A 17,658-nucleotide genomic window follows, 5' to 3' on the forward strand; every position below is an offset into this window, starting at 1 on the left:
CAGCGCAATCATCATAGACTCAAGATGAAGACCCAAGATATGAATCGCGACTGGATCGCCACTGCCCGCACCCTCAGCCAAGCGTTGCCTTACATGCAGCGCTACACTGGCGCTACTGTCGTCATCAAGCTCGGTGGCCACGCCATGGGCTCGGACGAGGCCATGGAAAGCTTTGCCAATGACGTGGTTCTGATGCGGCAAGTGGGTGTAAACCCCGTGATCGTGCACGGTGGCGGGCCGATGATCAACGACATGCTCAAGCGTCTCAATATTCAATCGGAGTTCGTAAACGGCAAGCGTGTCACAGACGCTGCGACTATGGAAGTGGTCGAGATGGTGCTGTCCGGGGTCGTCAACAAGCGTATCGTGCAAGCCATCAATCGCGCGGGTGGTAAGGCCGTTGGCCTGTCGGGTAAGGATGCGAACCTGATCACTTGCGATCAAACGGATGCCGCGCTTGGCCTTGTCGGTACGCCTGCGCAGATGGACCCGACAATCCTGTCGACGCTGTTTGAACAGTCAATGATCCCTGTGATCGCGCCCCTTGGCTCTGGCAAGGCTGGAGAGACGTTCAACATAAACGGCGACACCGCCGCAGGCGCCATCGCAGGTGCACTCAAGGCCGACCGCCTCTTGCTGTTGACCGATGTATCCGGGGTCAAGAACGCGGACGGTGAGGTTGTGACCGAACTCACCGCGGACCAAATCCGTGACCTAACAGCGGATGGCACCATCGCGGGCGGTATGATCCCTAAAACGGAGACCGCGCTCGATGCTATTGCCAGCGGCGTGCGCGCGGTCGTCATTCTGGACGGACGTGCGCCGAATGCTTGCCTGCTTGAACTTTTCACCGATCACGGTGCCGGGTCCATCATCCGCCCCCGCTGACGCAAACGTGTCTGTGCGCCGCATTGCGCAACAACAATCGCGCGGTAGATATGGGTCATGGAAAACGAAACGCTCATCCGCCTTGGTGTCTTCCTTGGCCTGTTTGCGCTTTTTGCACTGACAGAGGCGGTACTGCCGCGTAGGGCGCGCAGTCAAAGCCAGTCGCGGCGCTGGGTCACGAACTGGGGCATTACAGTCGCCAATACGCTGCTCATCCAAGTCATGGCATTCGTGCTGCCGGTGCTTGCTGTCGGCGCGGCTATCGATGCATCCAACCAAGGCTGGGGTCTGTTCAACGCCCTATCCCTGCCCACATGGATCGAGGTTGCCGCAGCCATCCTGATCCTCGATTTCATCATCTGGGCGCAGCACCTGATCACGCACAAGGTGCCGCTGCTGTGGCGCCTGCACAGGGTGCATCATGCCGATGTCGATATGGATGTAACCACCGCCATCCGCTTTCATCCCATTGAGATTGGCCTATCCATGCTGATCAAGATCGGCGCCGTTTATCTGCTGGGTCCCGCCGCTGTCGCCGTGATCCTTTTCGAGATCATCCTGAACGGCACAGCCATGTTCAACCATGCCAACATCCGCCTGCCGTTGTGGCTGGATGCCATCGTCCGACGCGTGCTGGTGACCCCTGACATGCACCGTGTACACCACTCGGTGCACCGGCACGAACATGACAGCAACTATGGGTTTTCGCTATCGGTCTGGGATCGCATGTTCGGCACCTATATTGCCCAGCCGGAAGCCGGACATGACGACATGCAGGTGGGCCTTGAATGGCAAGATGACCGCCCGTCAAGGCTGGGCTGGTCTTTGTCCCTGCCCTTCGCTAGGAAATGATCCTGAGGGCCGTCTCAGCCGCAGTTGACCCACATGGCCTGATGGTCATGGGGCACACGTCAAACAGGGTTCTCATCGGCACAGACGCACATTGGTGGTCTGTCTTCACCCAAAGCACCGAGTATATCGAAGCGGTCGAAAATTCCGTCGACACCTGGTCCAAACGTATTCTGAACGGGATCGCAGATCGCTTGGGCGCAACAGTGCATTTTCCATCAGACGGGCCACCCTATGCCCCCTTCATAGCGTGGGCATTGGACACTGGGCGCTTCTGGCAAAGCCCTACGGGTATGATGATCCATGACAGCGCCGGTCTGATGATTTCGATCCGGGGCGCCTTGGAGTTCACGCATGAATTCAAGGATGTATCCGAAGGAGCGCGCCCTTGCGATGCGTGCACAGATCGCCCCTGCGTTACGGCCTGCCCGGTGGGCGCATTATCTGCCCAAACCCCTTATGATGTCCCTGCCTGTAAGGCGTATCTTGATACGCCCGCCGGTGTTCAGTGCATGACCCGGGGCTGCCATGTGCGGCGGGCTTGCCCGGTCAGTCAGAGCTTTGGTCGGTCCGATGCCCAAACCGCGTTTCACATGAAAGCCTTTCACAGATGACCCGCACGCTGATCCTGATGCGACATGCCAAATCAAGCTGGGATCATCCCGCCTTGATGGATCACGACCGGCCGTTGAACATGCGTGGCAAGGCCTCTGCGCTGGCTATGGGCGATTGGTTGCGGCGGAAGGGATATGTGCCCGAGGCGGCTGTCAGCTCGACCAGTGAGCGGACCGGGCAGACCTTTCTGGGGTTGTCGTTTGATGTACCGGTGAGGTTTTCACGTGTCCTCTATCACGCCCGGGCCGAGACAATGATGGCGGTTCTGAAAGAGCAAACGGAGCAGACCGTTTTGATGTTGGGCCACAACCCCGGCATTGCGGAATTTGCCGAACAGTTGGTGGAACAGCCGCCGGAACACATGCGCTTTCTGGACTACCCGACCTGTGCCACCACGATCATCCGGTTTGACATGGACAGTTGGACCGAAGTGGATTGGGGTGTCGGGCAGGTGGTCGACTTTGCGGTGCCGCGCGAGGTGATGGCGGGGTGAGACGCCGCGCGCAGTCACCTTGTTTTCATGGAGATTGATGCCGAATAAAGGGTGTCACCCCCCGTGCAGCATCCGTGCACCCCCTGTACACCCCCAACGGGCGCAGAAGCGGTGGTAAACGCAACGCGCGGTGATCCAAAGGCCGCTGCGCGACGCGATTCATGTGTGAATGGGGGCTCTGCCCCCAAGCCCCCGTGGTACTTCCAGTCAGAAGAAGGAAGTTGGTTATACCTCATAACCATAGCTTGGGGATGAGGTCAGGCCGCTCCGGATGTGCCGAGGCGGCCTTGTAAGGCGGGGGTGTCCCCCGCCCTACGAGGTCAGTGACCGAGGATCTGGCTGAGGAACAGCTGGGTCCGGGGCGATTTGGGATTGTTGAAGAACTCTTCGGGTTCGTTCTGTTCCACAATCTGCCCTTCGTCCATGAAGATCACGCGGTTCGCCACCTGGCGGGCAAAGCCCATTTCGTGTGTCACGCAGAGCATGGTCATGCCCTCTTCGGCGAGCTCGACCATGGTGTCGAGCACCTCTTTGATCATCTCGGGGTCAAGAGCGGAGGTGGGTTCGTCGAACAGCATGATCCGTGGACGCATGCACAGCGAGCGAGCAATCGCCACGCGCTGCTGCTGACCGCCCGAGAGCTGCCCGGGGTATTTGTCGGCCTGATCGGGGATCTTCACCTTTTCCAGGAAGTGCATCGCGATTTCTTCAGCTTCCTTCTTGGGCGTCTTGCGCACCCAGATCGGAGCCAGCGTGCAGTTCTCGAGGATCGACAGATGCGGGAACAGGTTGAAGTGCTGGAAGCACATGCCAACCTCGGACCGGATTTTGTCGATGTTCTTGACGTCCGAGGACAGCAGGGTGCCGTCGACGGTGATCGAGCCTTGCTGGTGTTCCTCAAGCGCGTTGATGCAGCGGATCAGTGTGGACTTACCCGAACCTGAAGGCCCGGCAATCACGATCCGTTCGCCCTGATAGACGGTCAGGTCGATGTCGCGCAGCACGTGGAAGGTGCCGTACCACTTGTTCATCTTCTCGATGGAAATCGCGACCTCGGTCGAGACGTTCATGGCGGTTTGTGTAGTCATATCAGCCACTCCTTAGCGGTGATCGGTCGCGAGCTGGCGTTCGAGCCACTGCGAGTATTGCGAGATGCCGTAGCACACGACAAAGAACAGAAGTGCGGCAAAGCCCAGAAGTTCCCAATAAACCCCGTTCCATTCAGTGGAGGCGAGGATGGGACCACGGATCATGCCCACAAGGTCAAACATCGAGATGACCGAGACCAGCGTCGTGTCCTTGAAGAGGCCTACGGCCACGTTGACGATCCCCGGGATGGAGATCTTGAGCGCTTGCGGCAGGATGATCAGGCGCATGGCTTGGGGATAGTCGAGGCCCAGGCTGTCCGCCGCCTCGTATTGCCCTCGTGGCAGGGCGGCCAGGCCGCCCCGGATCACCTCGGCGATGTAGGCCGCCGAGAACATCGTGATCATGATCACCACGCGCAGGAACAGGTCAGTCGTCGTACCAGGCGGGAAGAAATAGGCCAGCATCACGGATGCCACGAACAGCAAGGTGATGAGTGGCACGCCCCGGATGAATTCGATGAAGACCACGCAGATCCACTTGATCAATGGCATGTCCGACTGACGGCCCAGCGCCAACGCGATACCCAAGGGCACCGACAGCGATACACAGGCCACACCCAGCATCATGTTGAGCATGAACCCCCCAAGATCGCGGGACGGCACCGCGCGCAACATAGCGCCCTCATTGGCGTTGTCCGGGATCAGCAGGCCCCCGATGATCCACACCACAAAGGCGGCCGCGATCCCGCCGAAGAAACCGGCGGCAAAGCTGCCCGCAACGAAGCGTTGGTAGACAAAATAGCCGGCGACCACGCCTACCAGCGCCAGGATCGGCGTCAGGATCGTACCGCCCCAGATCAGCCAGTAAGCGAGAAACGGAAAGATCGCCGTAAACAACAGCAGCTTACGCGGCATCTTGTAAAACAACACCGGTGCAGCCGCGGCAAAAAACAGCACGAAAGCAAGCGACGGACGCCAGTATTGATCAACCGGATACTTGAAACCAAACAAAAGTTGGTTCCACCGCTCGGTCAGGACCGAGAAACACCCCCCCGATACACCGTCCAACACTTCGCGGCATTCTGCGAGACTGGAGGTGTTCCAGACCCCGCTGAAAATCCATGGCAGCGTGTTGCCGAGGATCACGTAGATCACATAGAGCGCAGCCACAGTCAGCACTGAATACAGAGGTGTCGAAAACAGGTTGTCCTTGGCCCATTTCACAGGGCCGGTTGCAGATGCAGGAGGCGGCGCGGGCGGCACCTGTTCGGTGCGCACAAAGGCGGCGGAGTGTGCATGTGTATCTGACATCTCAGCGCTCCTTCAGCTTAACGGAATTGTTGTAGACGTTCATAACCGCCGAGATGCACAGCGAAATCGTGAGATAGAACAGCATCAGCAGCAGAACGCATTCGATGGCTCGCCCTGTCTGGTTCAGCGTGATCCCACCCAGTGTGGCCGTAACATCTGCGTAGCCCACTGCGATGGCCAGCGACGAGTTCTTGGTGATGTTGAGGTATTGCGAGATGAGCGGCGGGATGATGACCCGGAGCGCCTGCGGCAGTACCACAAGGTTCATGATCCGCCCCTGGCGCAGACCCAAAGCACCTGCCGCTTCGGACTGGCCCTTGGAAATGGCCTGAATACCCGCGCGCACGTTTTCCGCGATGAAGGCGCCTGTATAGATCGACAAAGCGAACCAAAGGGCGATCAGCGGTCCACCGACCTTGATCCCACCGGAAAAGTTAAAGCCCTTGAGCACCGGATAATCGAGCCCGATTGGCATGCCCATGATGAAATAGACCAGCAACGTTGGCACGAATAAGATGGCAAGGCTGGGCCAGCCCATGGGCAGCAGGCGGCCTGTGGCATAGAGCAGTTTGGTTGCGTAGCGGCGATAGGCAATTACGCCAACGATTGACAACAGGAACGTAGCCACAACCACCAGCGATCCCGCGCCCCACACGGGTGCGGGGATGTAAACGCCGCGGTTGGTAAAGGCGAAGGCATCAAACACCATGCTTGCCGCCGGATCGTCTCCGCGGAAAGCCCTTGGCCCTGGCAGGACCGCAATCATGATGGTGAAGATGATGATGATCCAGATCAGGACCGGGATGTTCCGGAATATCTCGACGTAGAAAGACATCAGCTTGCTGACCAGCCAGTTGTTGGACAGGCGCAGAACCCCGGCGATCACGCCAAAGATGGTTGCCGTCACACAGGCCAGAAACGCCACAAGCAAGGTGTTCAGAATGCCCACAAGGGCCGCGCGCGCGTTGGTGGACTGACTGCTGTAGTCGATCAAAGTCTGGTTGATATCATAACCCGCTGGGGTGCCCAGGAATTGATAGGAAATGTTCAGGCCGGCTGCTGCCAAGTTGCTGAACAGGTTGCTCATCAAAAAGGCGGCAGACGCGATCAGTACGATCAGGGCAATGAATTGGAATGTGTATGATCTGTACCGCGTGTCGTTCAAAAGCATCGACAGGCGGAACGACTCCTGTGGAGGGTCGGTCATCGTTGTCATGAGGTTTTCCCCGTGGTTCCGGCCTTGGTTTTTACGCGTTTGTGACGCGGGGCCGGGTTTTCATAATCATCCGCATTTCCGAGCAATTGTGCCGCTGTTTTCAGCGATCTTGTGCCCCAAATGCGCGAGGGGCGCAGGAGTTAACCTGCGCCCCTCGGCTTGGTATCTTAGCGGAAGGGCGGGCTGTAAAGCAGGCCGCCATCGGTCCACTGAGCGTTCAGGCCGCGAGCCAGACCGATCGGCGTGGATTCACCGATGTTACCTTCGAAGATCTCACCGTAGTTGCCGCCGGCGCTGATGGCTTTCATTGCCCAGTCAGCGTCCAGACCCAGCATCTCGCCCAGGGTACCTTCGGTGCCCAGGATACGGTTGATTTCAGGGTTGTTGGTGCCAGCACCCATTTCACCGATATTGGTCGATGTGATGCCTAGCTCTTCTGCCGAGATCAGAGCGTTCAGGGTCCAGCGGACCACGTCGCCCCACTCGTTGTCGCCGTGACGGACCAGCGGGCCCAGCGGCTCTTTCGAGATGATTTCGGGCAGCAAAACGTGATCACCCGGTGCTTCGAACGTGGCGCGTGTTGCGGCCAGACCCGATGCGTCAGTGGTGTAAACGTCACAGGCACCGGCAAGGTACTGCTGTTGCGCTTCAGCGTTGGTTTCGATCGGAACCGGCTCGTAGCTGATGTTGTTCGAGCGGAAGAAGTCCGCCAGGTTCAGCTCGGTTGTGGTGCCGGTCTGGATGCAGACGGTCGCGCCGTCCAGATCCTTGGCCGACGACACACCCAGGTCCTTGGGAACCATGAAGCCTTGACCGTCATAGTAGTTCACGCCAACGAAGGTAAACTTCAGGTCCACGTCGCGCGAGAAGGTCCACGTGGTGTTGCGGGCCAGCATGTCGATTTCGCCCGACGCCAGAGCCGTGAAGCGTGTTTTGCCAGTTGTGGGCACGAATTCAACTGCCGTGGGGTCGCCCAGCACAGCAGCAGCCACAGCGCGGCACACAGCCACGTCAAAGCCGTCCCATTCGCCGTTTGCGTCAGGTGCAGCAAAGCCGACCAGACCAGTTGTCACGCCGCAGTTCAGCGTGCCGCGTGCTTTCACGTCGTCAAGCGTGCCAGCAGCCGCAGCGCCGGCAGCCATGCCAGCGGCGGTCAGCGCGCCAAAGATTACGGTTTTTTTCATTTTTACCTCTTCCTGATTTTCCGCCATGTTTTGGCGGTTCGATCAGCGCAGCCTGAGTGTCCATGCTGCGCCGAAGGCTATCCGGTCGAGGTTATCCCCAACCAGTGGGCCATAGTTTGGAGGGATTCATCGCAGAACGTCAAGGGCTGCGTCACCAAAAACGATGCATTATTATGCGGTTTTACAGGCCGTAAGATGCCCTTACGTCAAAGCCATTTTGACACATCGAAAAAGGCTTTCGCGTGCAAAAACGACGCCTGCTTGACCTTCGCGACCTGCTGGGCCTCTTCATCTTCGCCCCACTGCTCTTCCTGCCAGATTTCATCCAGTCGCGAGGCCGCCCAAATTACGGGCGCAGGGTGCAGGTCTTGGGCGGCGGCAAAACCCAGGATCAGCGATCCGGACAAGCTGACAAGGTCATGGAACCCCGCCAATTCAAACGCAGATAGAACATGGACCCGCTCAGATAGCGATGTCAGCGCCTGCGCATCCTGTGATTCGTGCATCAAGCCGGTCCGCGGCTGCAGGCGTGCGCCCAGCGTGTCAGCGGCCCAATCCAGATAGGGATCCCACTCTGCCGCCTGTCTATCGATCAGTGCCTGTGGCGCGTCCGCCCGGTAGCAGAGCAGGTCCGCATCGCCATAGGCAGCCAACATGTCGGCCACTTCACCGTGCTGAACCGCCACCTTGTCGATGGCGGCATTGGCGCTGCGGGTAAACGGCATGGACAGCGGGTTCACCACCTCTTCCTGCGCGTCCCATTCAGCGGCGATGGCTTCGGCCATCTTTTGCGTTGGCAAGATCAGCCCGGCCTTGGCCGGGGTTTTGACGGCCCGTCCATCCAGTGTGACGGTCCAGCCCTCCCCTGTCTGCTCGGCTGCCGCCGTCTTCCAGAACCGTTTTTGCTTCCACTCACTCATGTCAGTCTGCCCACAGCGCGTTCAGCGCGTCATCAAGTTCAGAAAAATCGTTCAGGATGGCACGGGCACCGTCAAGTTGGCTGGGTGCATGATAGCCCCACCCCACGCCCAGAAACGGCATACGCGCCGCGTGTGCCATCTGAGCGTCGAAACTGGTGTCACCGATCATCACGGCATCGGGTGTGTCCACTCCAGCCTCGTCCAGTGCGGCATGCAGCATCGAGGGATGCGGCTTGGAGGGATGGAAATCCGCCACCTGCTGTGTGACGAACATGCCTTGCAGCCCGTGCGCTTCGATCAGCCCGTCAAGGCCACGCTTGGATTTCCCGGTCGCGACCCCCAGCAGGATATCGTCCTGCGCCTGCAACCGTTCCAGCGCCGCCCATGCGCCGGGATAGAGCGGTGACGACGACGCGCCCTTGGACAGCCGCAGCTTGGCATAGCTGTCCTTGTAAGCCTCAACCATCAGCGCGTGATCGGCATCCGCGACAAGCGCCTCCATCGCGACGGGCAAAGACAGGCCGACAATGCCCAGAATTTCGTGCTGGGCCGGAGCCTCCAGCCCAACAGCGGCAAAGGCCTCGGCCATGCTGGCCACGATGTCGGCTTGGCTGTCGACCAATGTGCCGTCGACGTCAAAGACCACCAGCCGCATCTACAGCGCCTCGAACGGATCTTCTGCTGCCAGATCCTGAGTCCAGCCAAACGTGTCCCAGCTTTGCTTCATGTGATCGGGCAGATCAGCGGTGACTGTGATGATCTTGCGCGTTTCAGGCTGTTCAAAGCGCATCATACGGGCGTGCAGGTGCAGCTTTTGCGAGATGATGCCGCCCACCTTTGCGCCCCAGCCATCGCCCATGTTTTCCTGGCTTGAGCCGCCATATTTGCCATCACCGACAATCGGGTGTCCGATCTCTGCCATGTGCGCGCGCAGCTGGTGCGTGCGGCCCGTGATGGGCTCCATCGCCACCCAGGCGGCGCGGCTGGCGACGCGGTAAAGCGTGGCGTACATCGTGTGCGCCCGCTTGGCCCCGCGCGTGTCGTCAATGTCGCGCGGGTGCACGGCGATCATCTTTTCACCCTCGCCCCCGCGACCGTGGCCCGGCGCCTTGACCAGCCCGTACTTGATTTCACCCAGATAGGGCGTGGGCACACCAGCGACGAGCGCCCAGTAGATCTTGCGCGTTTCGTGGTGACGCATGGCCGCTGTCAGCGACTTGGCCGCCGCCCGCGTACGTGCAAGCAGCAGGACACCGGACGTGTCCTTGTCCAGCCGGTGCACAAGGCGCGGTTTTTCATCCAGATCGAACGTCAGCGCCTCAGCCAGCCCGTCCACGTGTTTCGTTTGTCCCGAACCCCCTTGGGTCGGCAGGCCGGAGGGCTTGTTGATCGCGATGATCTGGTCATCTTTGTAGATCACGCAATCGCGGATCATCTTGGCGTCTTTGTCCGAGATGCGGGTTTTCTGGATCACGGGTGCGGGCCGGTCGGGCAAGGGCGGGATGCGCACTTGCTGTCCTTCCTCGACCCGAGTTGAGGATTTAACCCGGCCTCCGTCCACCCGGCATTCGCCCTTGCGGCACATCTTTTCGATCATGCCCTGGCTCACCTGCGGAAAGCGGCGCTTCATCCAGCGGTCGAGGCGCTGATCGCCCTCGCCCGCTTCGACAGTGACTGTTTGAACGCCGCTCATGCAAAAACTCCTCGGGCCAGGACCAGGCCAAGGGCCAGTGCACCCACGGACAGACCAACCGACAGCAGGATATAGAGGCTGGCCGAGGCCACCTGTCCGCGTTCGATCAGCGTCATGGTTTCAAGGGAAAAAGCGCTGAACGTGGTGAACCCGCCCAGCACGCCGGTCATCACGAAGGGGCTGAGATGGGTCAGTCCGCGATGTGCGGCGGCCACAACGAAAACGCCCATCAGGAAGGACCCGATGACGTTGACCGTGATGATGGCCAGCGGGAAGTCAGACGGGCCCAGTGCGCGCAGCACTGCTACGCCCGTCAGCCAGCGCAGGGACGCACCGATTGCCCCACCGAGGGCCACAAGGGAAAGGGTTGAAAACATGCGCGGTCTGTCGTCGGTTCGCCGCAAAGAGTCAAGCGCGGTGGCCTAGCTGTTCCGCTTGGCCCGGAGCCGCGCGAAGTAGTCGAGCCGCTTTTTCAGGTCCCGTTCAAAGCCACGCTCGACCGGTTGGTAGAGGTCGGGGCGTTCCATCCCGTCAGGGAAATAGTTGGCCCCGGAAAACCCGTCTTCGGCATCGTGGTCATAGGCGTAATCCTTGCCGTATCCCTGATCCTTCATGAGCGACGTGGGCGCGTTCAGGATGTGCTTGGGCGGCGGATGTGACCCGGTTTGCTTCGCCGCCCGTCGCGCGCCTTTGTAGGCGACATAAGCCGCGTTCGATTTGGGCGCGAGGGCGAGGTAGACAAGTGCCTGTGCCAGTGCCAATTCGCCCTCGGGGCTGCCGAGCCGTTCGTAGGTTTCCCAGCTTTGCAAGCAGACCGCCTGTGCCTGCGGGTCGGCGAGGCCAATGTCTTCAACCGCCATACGCGTGATGCGACGGGCGAGGTAGCGGGGGTCTTCTCCGCCCTCAAGCATGCGGGCAAACCAATAAAGCGAGGCGTCGGGGTCCGACCCGCGAACAGATTTGTGCAGGGCCGAAATAAGGTTGTAATGGGCATCGCCCGACTTGTCGTATTGCGCGGCACGGCGCATGAGCCGCGCTGCAAGAGCGGTCTTGTCCAGCTTTCCCTCAATCTTCCAGGCCGTGACCTGTTCGATCAGGTTCAGCAGCGCTCGACCATCGCCATCGGCCATTTCAAGCAACGCTTCGCGTGCGGGGCCGTCGAGCGGGAGGGCTTTATCCAGTTCCTGCTCGGCCCGTTGGGCCAGCAATTCGAGGTCCTTGAGATCGAGCCGTTCCAGAACCAGCACCTGCGCGCGGGACAACACAGCGGCGTTCAACTCGAAGCTGGGGTTCTCGGTCGTGGCCCCCACCAACAGGATGGTGCCGTCTTCCATATGCGGCAGGAACCCGTCCTGCTGCGCCTTGTTGAAACGGTGGATCTCATCCACGAACAGCAGCGTCCCCTGCCCGTTTTGACGTCGAATCTTGGCCGCCTCGAACACCTTTTTGAGGTCCGGGACACCTGTGAAGATCGCCGAGATTTGGACGAAGTGCAGGTCTGTCTCATGCGCAAGCAGCCGGGCGATGGTCGTTTTGCCCACCCCGGGTGGCCCCCAAAAGATCAGTGACGACAGCGCACCTCCGGACAGCATGACGGTCAGCGGTGCCTCTGGCCCCAGCACCTGTGATTGCCCAATGACGTCGGACAGTTTTTGCGGGCGCAAGCGGTCGGCCAGCGGTCGTGGTCCCGTGTCTTGCCCAGGAGAGGCAGAGGCGAAGAGATCAGCCATCCTAGAAACGCAACACGATGCGACTATTGCCGCGCACCGCGCGCACGGTGGTGCCGCGTCGCGCTTCGGACAGGATCGCTGCCGCCTGCGCCGGGGTCTCAATGTCCTGCCGGTCGATCCGTTGCAGCACATCGCCACGGCGCAAGCCGACACGGCGGCCAATCTGGCCTTCATCCAGAACGACAACGCCATCTGACGCGATGGGTAGGTTCAGTTCAGCCAGAACTGCAGGGTTGATGCGGGCCAGTGTCAGGCCCGGCAGGCTCGCATCTTCGGGCAATGTAATTTCGTCGCGCGGTGGGTTGTCCGGTGGCGGGATAAGGGCCACGGTCAGCTCGTCCTCCGCGCCATCGCGCAGCCGTGTCATCGACGCGCTGTCCTGATCGCTGGCGACACTCATCCGAAACAGCATCTCGCCCTGGCTGCCCACGGGTGCGCCATCAACGGTCAGCACGACATCGCCCACCTCGAACCCGGCCTCGGCCAGTGGACTGGCCGGATGCAGACCGGCGAGCATGATGCCACCGGGGCGGTCGCGGCCAAGCGTCTCGGCCAGATCAGCATCAACCGCCTGTCCTGTTGCCCCGGCCCAAGGGCGCACGAAACGGTCATTGCCGTCCCGCGCCTGTTTGACGAACGCCGCAACCAGAGCAGCCGGAATGGCAAAGCCGATCCCGTTCGACCCGCCCGAACGGCTGAGAATGCGGGTGTTGATGCCCAGAAGCTGGCCGCGCATGTCGATCAGCGCGCCGCCAGAATTGCCTGGGTTGATCGGCGCATCTGTCTGGATGAAATACCCTGCGCCGCGCCCATTGCTGCCGCCCGAGCGTGCAAGCCCTGACACGATACCGGAGGACACAGTTTGTCCCACCCCAAATGGGTTGCCGATGGCGAGGGTCAGCTCGCCCACCTCAACGGTTTCGCTGTCGCGCAGGGACAGGAACGGAAGGTCTTCTGCATCGTCGATCTTGAGGATCGCCAGGTCACTTTCCTGGTCCCCAAGCAGCACGCGCGCATCATATTCCCGCCCATCGTTCAGCACGACGCGGATATCGGTCGCCTGTCCCACGACGTGGTAGTTCGACACAACGATCCCGTCATCGCCAAGGATGACGCCGGAGCCAAGCGAGTTCTGAACACGTGGTTGTGGCTGCCCGATCCCTTCGAACAAGCGTTCGAAAAACGGATCGTCCATGAAAGGTGTGCGAGCCCTAGCCTGGGTGACAAAGCGCACATAGATATTCACGACCGCCGGAGCCGTTTCGCGTACAAGCGGTGCAAAACTGAGGGTGATCTCCGATTGGCTTTGCGGCACGCGCGTTTCTGCCTGCGTGCCTTGGGCAAACAGGCCGAGCAAAATGATCAAAAACAAGTGTTTCATGGCCATCCTCGTCTGCGTCTGGATATGCGCCCTGCCCCAGACAAATGCAACAGAACTGACTGAACGCAATTCCGACCAAGGGCTGAGAGGTAGAATGAGCGAGTTCATGTGGTGCTTGGAGAGCAAAGGAGAACAAAAGACATGGCAAAACTGGATCGCGGCACCTTGGTCGTCGTGGCTGATGGAGAAAAGGCGCTGTTCCTGCGCAATCTGAAAGGTCAGCGGGCCCCCAATTTCGCAGTGACCGACGTAGAAGCGCAAGAAAACCCTCCGTCCCGCGCGCAATCAACCGACCGTCCCGGACGGATGAAGGATGGTGGACCGGGTCAATCGTCGGCCCTTGAGGATACGGATTGGCACACATTGGCGAAGGATCGGTTCGCCAAGGACTTGTCCAGTATGTTGTATGCTGAAGCGCACAAGGGCACATTCGACAAGCTGGTTCTGGTGGCATCACCGCAGGTGTTGGGCGTGCTCCGCGCCGAGATGCACATGGAGGTTACAACCAGGATCGTGGCCGACATTCCCAAAACGCTGACCAATCACACGGTGCACGAGATCGAAAAAATCGTGACGGCCGAGCTTGGCCTGTTTTGAAACGCAAAACGCCGCCCTGGATCAGGGGGCGGCGTTTCCGCTTCGCTGAGCGCAAAGCTTTATTCTTCGGCAGCGTCTTCTGCTGCAACGCGCGCTTTGTCAGCGGCGCCTTTTGCGTCGCGGTCACGGTCCACGAATTCGATGATGGCCATGGGCGCCATGTCACCATAGCGGAAGCCAGCTTTCAGAACGCGAACGTAGCCGCCCTGACGGTCCTTGTAGCGCGGGCCCAGCACGTCAAACAGCTTGGTGACGTACTGGTCTTCTTTCAGCTTGGCTGCGGCCTGACGGCGGGCGTGTAGGTCGCCGCGCTTGGCCAGCGTGATCATCTTTTCGATGATCGGGCGCAGTTCTTTTGCCTTGGGCAATGTTGTCTTGATTTGCTCATGTTCGATGAGCGAACCAGCCATGTTTGCGAACAGAGCCTTGCGGTGCTCATGTGTCCGGTTCAGGCGGCGGTAACCACGTGCGTGACGCATATTTCTTCTCCTAAAGTGCCCTCTACGGACTGTTTTGCTTTGTCTGGTCCGCGATGCGTGTCACGAACTCTCCTTGGGGCTTTGTGCCCGGGTGCAACGGCCAAGATTTTTCGTAAGAAAAATCTTGGCCGTTGCAGTCTTAAAAGTTGTCTTCGAATTTCTTGGCCAGGTCTTCGATGTTATCCGGTGGCCAGTCCTCGACATCCATACCAAGGTGCAGACCCATGCCCGACAGCACTTCCTTGATCTCGTTCAGGGACTTGCGGCCGAAGTTCGGCGTGCGCAGCATTTCTGCTTCGGTCTTCTGGATGAGATCGCCGATGTAGACGATGTTGTCGTTCTTCAGGCAGTTTGCAGACCGCACCGACAGTTCCAGCTCGTCCACTTTCTTCAGAAGAAGCGGATTAAACTCGAGACCATCGTCGTCGTCCTGACGCGATGCGCTTTCCGGCTCGTCGAAGTTGACGAAGATGCCCAGCTGGTCCTGCAGGATGCGTGCAGCAAAGGCCACCGCATCGTCAGGGCTGATGGAGCCATCGGTTTCAACCTTCATGGTCAGCTTGTCATAGTCCAGCACCTGGCCCTCGCGGGTGGGCTGCACGTCATAGCTGACCTTCTTGACCGGCGAATAGATCGCGTCGATCGGGATCAGGCCGATGGGTGCGTCCTCGGGCTTGTTCTTGTCTGCCGACACATAGCCTTTACCGGTGTTGACCGTCAGTTCCATGTAGACGTCTGCACCATCGTCGAGGTGGCAGATGACCAGATCGCGGTTCAGGATTTCGATCCCGGCGCTTTCCGAGATGTCTCCCGCCGTGACAACGCCCGGACCTTTGGCGGAGATCGACAGGCGCTTGGGGCCTTCGACTTCCATGCGCAGGCTGACCTGCTTGAGGTTCAGGATGATGTCGGTGACGTCTTCACGTACACCGGCAACCGACGAAAACTCGTGCAATACGTTGTCGATCTGCACAGACGTGATGGCGGCGCCTTGCAGCGACGACATCAGAACGCGGCGCAGCGCGTTGCCCATGGTCAGGCCAAAACCGCGTTCCAGCGGTTCAGCAACAACGGTGGCCTGTCGCGCGGGTTCGTTGCCCGGCTTGACGTCAAGCTGCTGCGGCTTGATCAGTTCGGCCCAGTTCTTATGGATCATGCGTCCCTCCATTCCTGTCTACGCGCCATGTCCCAACGCGCGACTCCCGAGGTTTCAAAAAGCGGATTGGGGCCGAGCGAAACACGCGGCCCCAAAAGGTGTTGGTTGTCGCTTAGACGCGGCGACGCTTGGGCGGACGGCAGCCATTGTGAGCAATCGGCGTCACGTCGCGGATCGACGTGATGTTGAAGCCGACAGCGGCCAGCGCGCGCAAAGCCGATTCACGACCCGAACCGGGGCCCTGCACTTCGACTTCCAGCGTCTTCACACCGTGTTCCTGCGCCTTACGGCCCGCATCTTCGGCGGCCATCTGAGCGGCGTACGGTGTGGATTTCCGCGAGCCCTTGAAGCCCATGGTGCCAGCCGACGACCACGCAATGGCATTGCCTTGCACGTCCGAGATCAGGATCTTGGTGTTGTTGAACGACGAATTCACGTGGGCCACGCCCGCCGCGATATTCTTGGAGACCTTGCGCTTACCGCGCCGTGTATCACGTGCCATGAGTGCAGCCCTCCCTTATTTCTTCTTACCGGCAATGGCCTTTGCGGGGCCTTTGCGGGTGCGAGCGTTGGTGTGTGTGCGCTGACCGCGGACGGGCAGATTGCGACGGTGGCGCAGGCCACGGTAGCAGCCCAGGTCCATCAGGCGCTTGATGTTCATCTGCGTGTCACGACGCAGGTCACCTTCGACGGTGTAGTTTTCGTCGATGTGCTCGCGGATTTTCAGAACCTCTGCATCCGACAGCTCGTTCACGCGACGGTGCGCTTCGATGCCGACGGCTTCGCAGATGGCTTTGGCGGAGGTGTTGCCGATACCCGTGATATAGGTCAGGGCGATCGGAACGCGTTTGGCTGTGGGGATGTTAACCCCTGCGATACGTGCCACGTGGGCTTTCCTTTCGTTGCGAGCCCGTAGTTCCGGGCCCTTTTTTCACAACATAAGGCCCAAGGATTTGTGCCCCGGGCCTGCCGCTGATCAGGTGATCCGACCGGACGCGTTCCGGTCTTTGATTCTCGTTAGAGATGGCGTGAGATAGGCTTTGACACAGGATGCGTCAACCCCATGAAGGCGATCAAACCGGTTTCAGTTCCACCGCATTCAAAAGTCGACGAATAACTGCTGCCCAGAACACGAGATATGCAAGGCCAAGAGTAATTATGGACAAGACAAGCCAAACCAGAGCGTGTCCCAGAATGTCTCCAAAATTGAACTCAACGCTGACCTTGGATATTGCGTTTCCATCGCGGTCCAGCACGTATGTGCGGTTCATCGGAGCCTTCAAGAAATAGTACGGTAGTACAAACGCAGCAAGCCCGAAGGTAATGACTGTCAGGATCAACCAAATGACAATCATACCAAGCGCTTCACCAAGCGAAAAATCGCACCTGAACTTCTGGCCCAGCATAGCGTCTCCTCCCTAGCTGCAGCAGAGTGATGCGAAAAAGCGTCAAATGCAACTAAAAGTGTTAGACGTCCAGTACACCCGCGATCGCAGCCTTCACATCCGCGATCTCACCCAGCCCATCAACCTTTGTCAGCTGCCCCTTGGCATAGTAGTAGCCGATCAGTGGCGAGGTCTTTTTATAGTACTCCATCAGGCGCACTTTCATTGAATCGGCGTTGTCATCAGCACGCACGGGCTGACCCGCGGCTGCGGCCTCGGCGGCGCGTCCGACGATACGCTCGACCAGCACTTCATCGTTGACCTCAAGTTCGATCACGGCATCAAGGCTTTCGCCCTGTTCTGAAAGCAGATTGTTCAAAGCATCCGCCTGCGCCAGCGTGCGGGGGAAGCCGTCGAAAATGAAGCCGTTGGCTTTCACTGTCTCGAGCTGTTCACGTATCAGGCCGATGACGATCTCGTCCGTTACAAGTGCGCCGCGGGCCATGACATCGGCCACGATCTGTCCCATCTCGGTGCCTGAGTCTTTGGCCGCACGCAGCATGTCGCCCGTCGACAATTGCACCATGCCGCGCTCTTCCACTAGAAAACGCGCCTGCGTTCCCTTGCCCGCGCCTGGCGGGCCCAAGAGAATAATATTCATCAGCTGTCCCCT

Annotated in this window: 21 protein-coding genes; 5 read left to right on the forward strand and 16 right to left on the reverse strand. The window is 59.6% G+C overall.

What is annotated here, in order from left to right:
• Window positions 1–24: 24 nt before the first annotated feature.
• Genes argB through IE087_RS21085 form a run of 4 tightly spaced genes read left to right on the forward strand, consistent with a single transcriptional unit; the run spans window position 25 to window position 2,845 of the window.
• Entirely contained in the window at window positions 25–888 is an 864-nt protein-coding gene (gene argB, locus IE087_RS21070; RefSeq protein WP_189371390.1) for an acetylglutamate kinase, read from the forward strand.
• A 57-nt stretch (window positions 889–945) separates the two neighbouring features.
• Entirely contained in the window at window positions 946–1,740 is a 795-nt protein-coding gene (locus tag IE087_RS21075; protein WP_189371392.1) for a sterol desaturase family protein, read from the forward strand.
• On the forward strand, window positions 1,737–2,351 hold the full coding sequence (locus IE087_RS21080; RefSeq protein ID WP_229801513.1) for a ferredoxin: 615 nt from the start codon (window positions 1,737–1,739) through the stop codon (window positions 2,349–2,351). Before IE087_RS21075 ends, IE087_RS21080 begins: the two co-directional genes overlap by 4 nt.
• Complete coding sequence (locus IE087_RS21085; RefSeq protein WP_189371394.1) at window positions 2,348–2,845, forward strand: SixA phosphatase family protein; 498 nt, start codon at window positions 2,348–2,350, stop codon at window positions 2,843–2,845. The genes IE087_RS21080 and IE087_RS21085 overlap by 4 nt, the downstream gene beginning before the upstream one ends.
• Before the next feature lie 320 nt (window positions 2,846–3,165).
• On the opposite strand, the gene IE087_RS21090 is transcribed toward IE087_RS21085, so the two are convergent.
• From IE087_RS21090 to IE087_RS21135, 10 genes are all read right to left on the reverse strand, one after another.
• Window positions 3,166–3,933: an amino acid ABC transporter ATP-binding protein gene (locus IE087_RS21090; RefSeq protein ID WP_189371396.1), complete on the reverse strand. Its 768-nt coding sequence runs from the start codon at window positions 3,931–3,933 to the stop codon at window positions 3,166–3,168.
• 12 nt (window positions 3,934–3,945) lie between these two features.
• On the reverse strand, window positions 3,946–5,244 hold the full coding sequence (locus IE087_RS21095) for an amino acid ABC transporter permease (RefSeq protein ID WP_189371398.1): 1,299 nt from the start codon (window positions 5,242–5,244) through the stop codon (window positions 3,946–3,948).
• A gap of 1 nt (window position 5,245) precedes the next feature.
• Entirely contained in the window at window positions 5,246–6,460 is a 1,215-nt protein-coding gene (locus IE087_RS21100) for an amino acid ABC transporter permease (protein WP_189371400.1), read from the reverse strand.
• Between the two features lie 167 nt (window positions 6,461–6,627).
• Window positions 6,628–7,644, reverse strand: coding sequence for an amino acid ABC transporter substrate-binding protein (locus IE087_RS21105; protein ID WP_189371402.1), 1,017 nt, complete (start codon window positions 7,642–7,644; stop codon window positions 6,628–6,630).
• A gap of 206 nt (window positions 7,645–7,850) precedes the next feature.
• Window positions 7,851–8,564 (reverse strand): ATP12 family chaperone protein, encoded by a 714-nt coding sequence (locus IE087_RS21110; protein WP_189371404.1) that lies wholly within the window; start codon window positions 8,562–8,564, stop codon window positions 7,851–7,853.
• Between the two features lies 1 nt (window position 8,565).
• On the reverse strand, window positions 8,566–9,219 hold the full coding sequence (locus tag IE087_RS21115) for an HAD-IA family hydrolase (protein ID WP_189371406.1): 654 nt from the start codon (window positions 9,217–9,219) through the stop codon (window positions 8,566–8,568).
• Window positions 9,220–10,257 carry an RluA family pseudouridine synthase gene (locus tag IE087_RS21120; protein WP_189371407.1) on the reverse strand — a complete coding sequence of 346 codons (1,038 nt, stop codon included), beginning with the start codon at window positions 10,255–10,257 and terminating at the stop codon, window positions 9,220–9,222.
• Complete coding sequence (gene crcB, locus IE087_RS21125; protein ID WP_189371409.1) at window positions 10,254–10,634, reverse strand: fluoride efflux transporter CrcB; 381 nt, start codon at window positions 10,632–10,634, stop codon at window positions 10,254–10,256. The genes IE087_RS21120 and crcB overlap by 4 nt, the downstream gene beginning before the upstream one ends.
• 45 nt (window positions 10,635–10,679) lie before the next feature.
• Window positions 10,680–11,987, reverse strand: coding sequence for a replication-associated recombination protein A (locus tag IE087_RS21130; protein WP_189371411.1), 1,308 nt, complete (start codon window positions 11,985–11,987; stop codon window positions 10,680–10,682).
• 1 nt (window position 11,988) lies between these two features.
• On the reverse strand, window positions 11,989–13,368 hold the full coding sequence (locus tag IE087_RS21135) for a trypsin-like peptidase domain-containing protein (RefSeq protein ID WP_189371413.1): 1,380 nt from the start codon (window positions 13,366–13,368) through the stop codon (window positions 11,989–11,991).
• A 141-nt stretch (window positions 13,369–13,509) separates the two neighbouring features.
• Here IE087_RS21135 and IE087_RS21140 point away from each other — a divergent pair, with 141 nt between their 5' ends.
• The gene (locus IE087_RS21140) at window positions 13,510–13,965 is read left to right on the forward strand and encodes a host attachment family protein (RefSeq protein WP_189371420.1); all 456 of its coding nucleotides are present in this window, start codon (window positions 13,510–13,512) and stop codon (window positions 13,963–13,965) included.
• A 59-nt stretch (window positions 13,966–14,024) separates the two neighbouring features.
• Here the strand turns inward: IE087_RS21140 and rplQ are convergent, their stop codons facing one another.
• From rplQ to IE087_RS21170, 6 genes are all read right to left on the reverse strand, one after another.
• On the reverse strand, window positions 14,025–14,444 hold the full coding sequence (rplQ, locus tag IE087_RS21145; protein WP_189371422.1) for a 50S ribosomal protein L17: 420 nt from the start codon (window positions 14,442–14,444) through the stop codon (window positions 14,025–14,027).
• Window positions 14,445–14,583: 139 nt separating this feature from the next.
• Window positions 14,584–15,600: a DNA-directed RNA polymerase subunit alpha gene (locus tag IE087_RS21150; RefSeq protein WP_039688716.1), complete on the reverse strand. Its 1,017-nt coding sequence runs from the start codon at window positions 15,598–15,600 to the stop codon at window positions 14,584–14,586.
• Between the two features lie 112 nt (window positions 15,601–15,712).
• On the reverse strand, window positions 15,713–16,102 hold the full coding sequence (gene rpsK / locus IE087_RS21155; protein WP_189371424.1) for a 30S ribosomal protein S11: 390 nt from the start codon (window positions 16,100–16,102) through the stop codon (window positions 15,713–15,715).
• A 15-nt stretch (window positions 16,103–16,117) separates the two neighbouring features.
• Entirely contained in the window at window positions 16,118–16,486 is a 369-nt protein-coding gene (gene rpsM / locus IE087_RS21160) for a 30S ribosomal protein S13 (protein WP_189371426.1), read from the reverse strand.
• A 187-nt stretch (window positions 16,487–16,673) separates the two neighbouring features.
• Window positions 16,674–17,006: a DUF6693 family protein gene (locus tag IE087_RS21165; RefSeq protein ID WP_189371428.1), complete on the reverse strand. Its 333-nt coding sequence runs from the start codon at window positions 17,004–17,006 to the stop codon at window positions 16,674–16,676.
• 61 nt (window positions 17,007–17,067) lie between these two features.
• Entirely contained in the window at window positions 17,068–17,646 is a 579-nt protein-coding gene (locus IE087_RS21170) for an adenylate kinase (RefSeq protein ID WP_189371430.1), read from the reverse strand.
• Window positions 17,647–17,658: the final 12 nt, after the last annotated feature.

This window comes from Tateyamaria omphalii (assembly GCF_014651375.1).
Taxonomy (GTDB): Bacteria; Pseudomonadota; Alphaproteobacteria; order Rhodobacterales; family Rhodobacteraceae; genus Tateyamaria; species Tateyamaria omphalii.

What these genes read in the sequence shown, in the direction of transcription:
- rplQ (WP_189371422.1), bottom strand. Translation starts at nt 14,444, where the DNA reads ATGCGTCACGCACGTGGTTACCGCCGCCTGAACCGGACACATGAGCAC.
- IE087_RS21115 (WP_189371406.1), bottom strand. Translation starts at nt 9,219, where the DNA reads ATGCGGCTGGTGGTCTTTGACGTCGACGGCACATTGGTCGACAGCCAA.
- IE087_RS21095 (WP_189371398.1), bottom strand. Translation starts at nt 5,244, where the DNA reads ATGTCAGATACACATGCACACTCCGCCGCCTTTGTGCGCACCGAACAG.
- IE087_RS21090 (WP_189371396.1), bottom strand. Translation starts at nt 3,933, where the DNA reads ATGACTACACAAACCGCCATGAACGTCTCGACCGAGGTCGCGATTTCC.
- crcB (WP_189371409.1), bottom strand. Translation starts at nt 10,634, where the DNA reads ATGTTTTCAACCCTTTCCCTTGTGGCCCTCGGTGGGGCAATCGGTGCG.
- argB (WP_189371390.1), top strand. Translation starts at nt 25, where the DNA reads ATGAAGACCCAAGATATGAATCGCGACTGGATCGCCACTGCCCGCACC.
- IE087_RS21100 (WP_189371400.1), bottom strand. Translation starts at nt 6,460, where the DNA reads ATGACAACGATGACCGACCCTCCACAGGAGTCGTTCCGCCTGTCGATG.
- IE087_RS21120 (WP_189371407.1), bottom strand. Translation starts at nt 10,257, where the DNA reads ATGAGCGGCGTTCAAACAGTCACTGTCGAAGCGGGCGAGGGCGATCAG.
- IE087_RS21075 (WP_189371392.1), top strand. Translation starts at nt 946, where the DNA reads ATGGAAAACGAAACGCTCATCCGCCTTGGTGTCTTCCTTGGCCTGTTT.
- IE087_RS21140 (WP_189371420.1), top strand. Translation starts at nt 13,510, where the DNA reads ATGGCAAAACTGGATCGCGGCACCTTGGTCGTCGTGGCTGATGGAGAA.
- IE087_RS21080 (WP_229801513.1), top strand. Translation starts at nt 1,737, where the DNA reads ATGATCCTGAGGGCCGTCTCAGCCGCAGTTGACCCACATGGCCTGATG.
- IE087_RS21130 (WP_189371411.1), bottom strand. Translation starts at nt 11,987, where the DNA reads ATGGCTGATCTCTTCGCCTCTGCCTCTCCTGGGCAAGACACGGGACCA.
- rpsK (WP_189371424.1), bottom strand. Translation starts at nt 16,102, where the DNA reads ATGGCACGTGATACACGGCGCGGTAAGCGCAAGGTCTCCAAGAATATC.
- IE087_RS21150 (WP_039688716.1), bottom strand. Translation starts at nt 15,600, where the DNA reads ATGATCCATAAGAACTGGGCCGAACTGATCAAGCCGCAGCAGCTTGAC.
- IE087_RS21105 (WP_189371402.1), bottom strand. Translation starts at nt 7,644, where the DNA reads ATGAAAAAAACCGTAATCTTTGGCGCGCTGACCGCCGCTGGCATGGCT.
- IE087_RS21110 (WP_189371404.1), bottom strand. Translation starts at nt 8,564, where the DNA reads ATGAGTGAGTGGAAGCAAAAACGGTTCTGGAAGACGGCGGCAGCCGAG.
- IE087_RS21085 (WP_189371394.1), top strand. Translation starts at nt 2,348, where the DNA reads ATGACCCGCACGCTGATCCTGATGCGACATGCCAAATCAAGCTGGGAT.
- IE087_RS21135 (WP_189371413.1), bottom strand. Translation starts at nt 13,368, where the DNA reads ATGAAACACTTGTTTTTGATCATTTTGCTCGGCCTGTTTGCCCAAGGC.
- IE087_RS21165 (WP_189371428.1), bottom strand. Translation starts at nt 17,006, where the DNA reads ATGCTGGGCCAGAAGTTCAGGTGCGATTTTTCGCTTGGTGAAGCGCTT.
- IE087_RS21170 (WP_189371430.1), bottom strand. Translation starts at nt 17,646, where the DNA reads ATGAATATTATTCTCTTGGGCCCGCCAGGCGCGGGCAAGGGAACGCAG.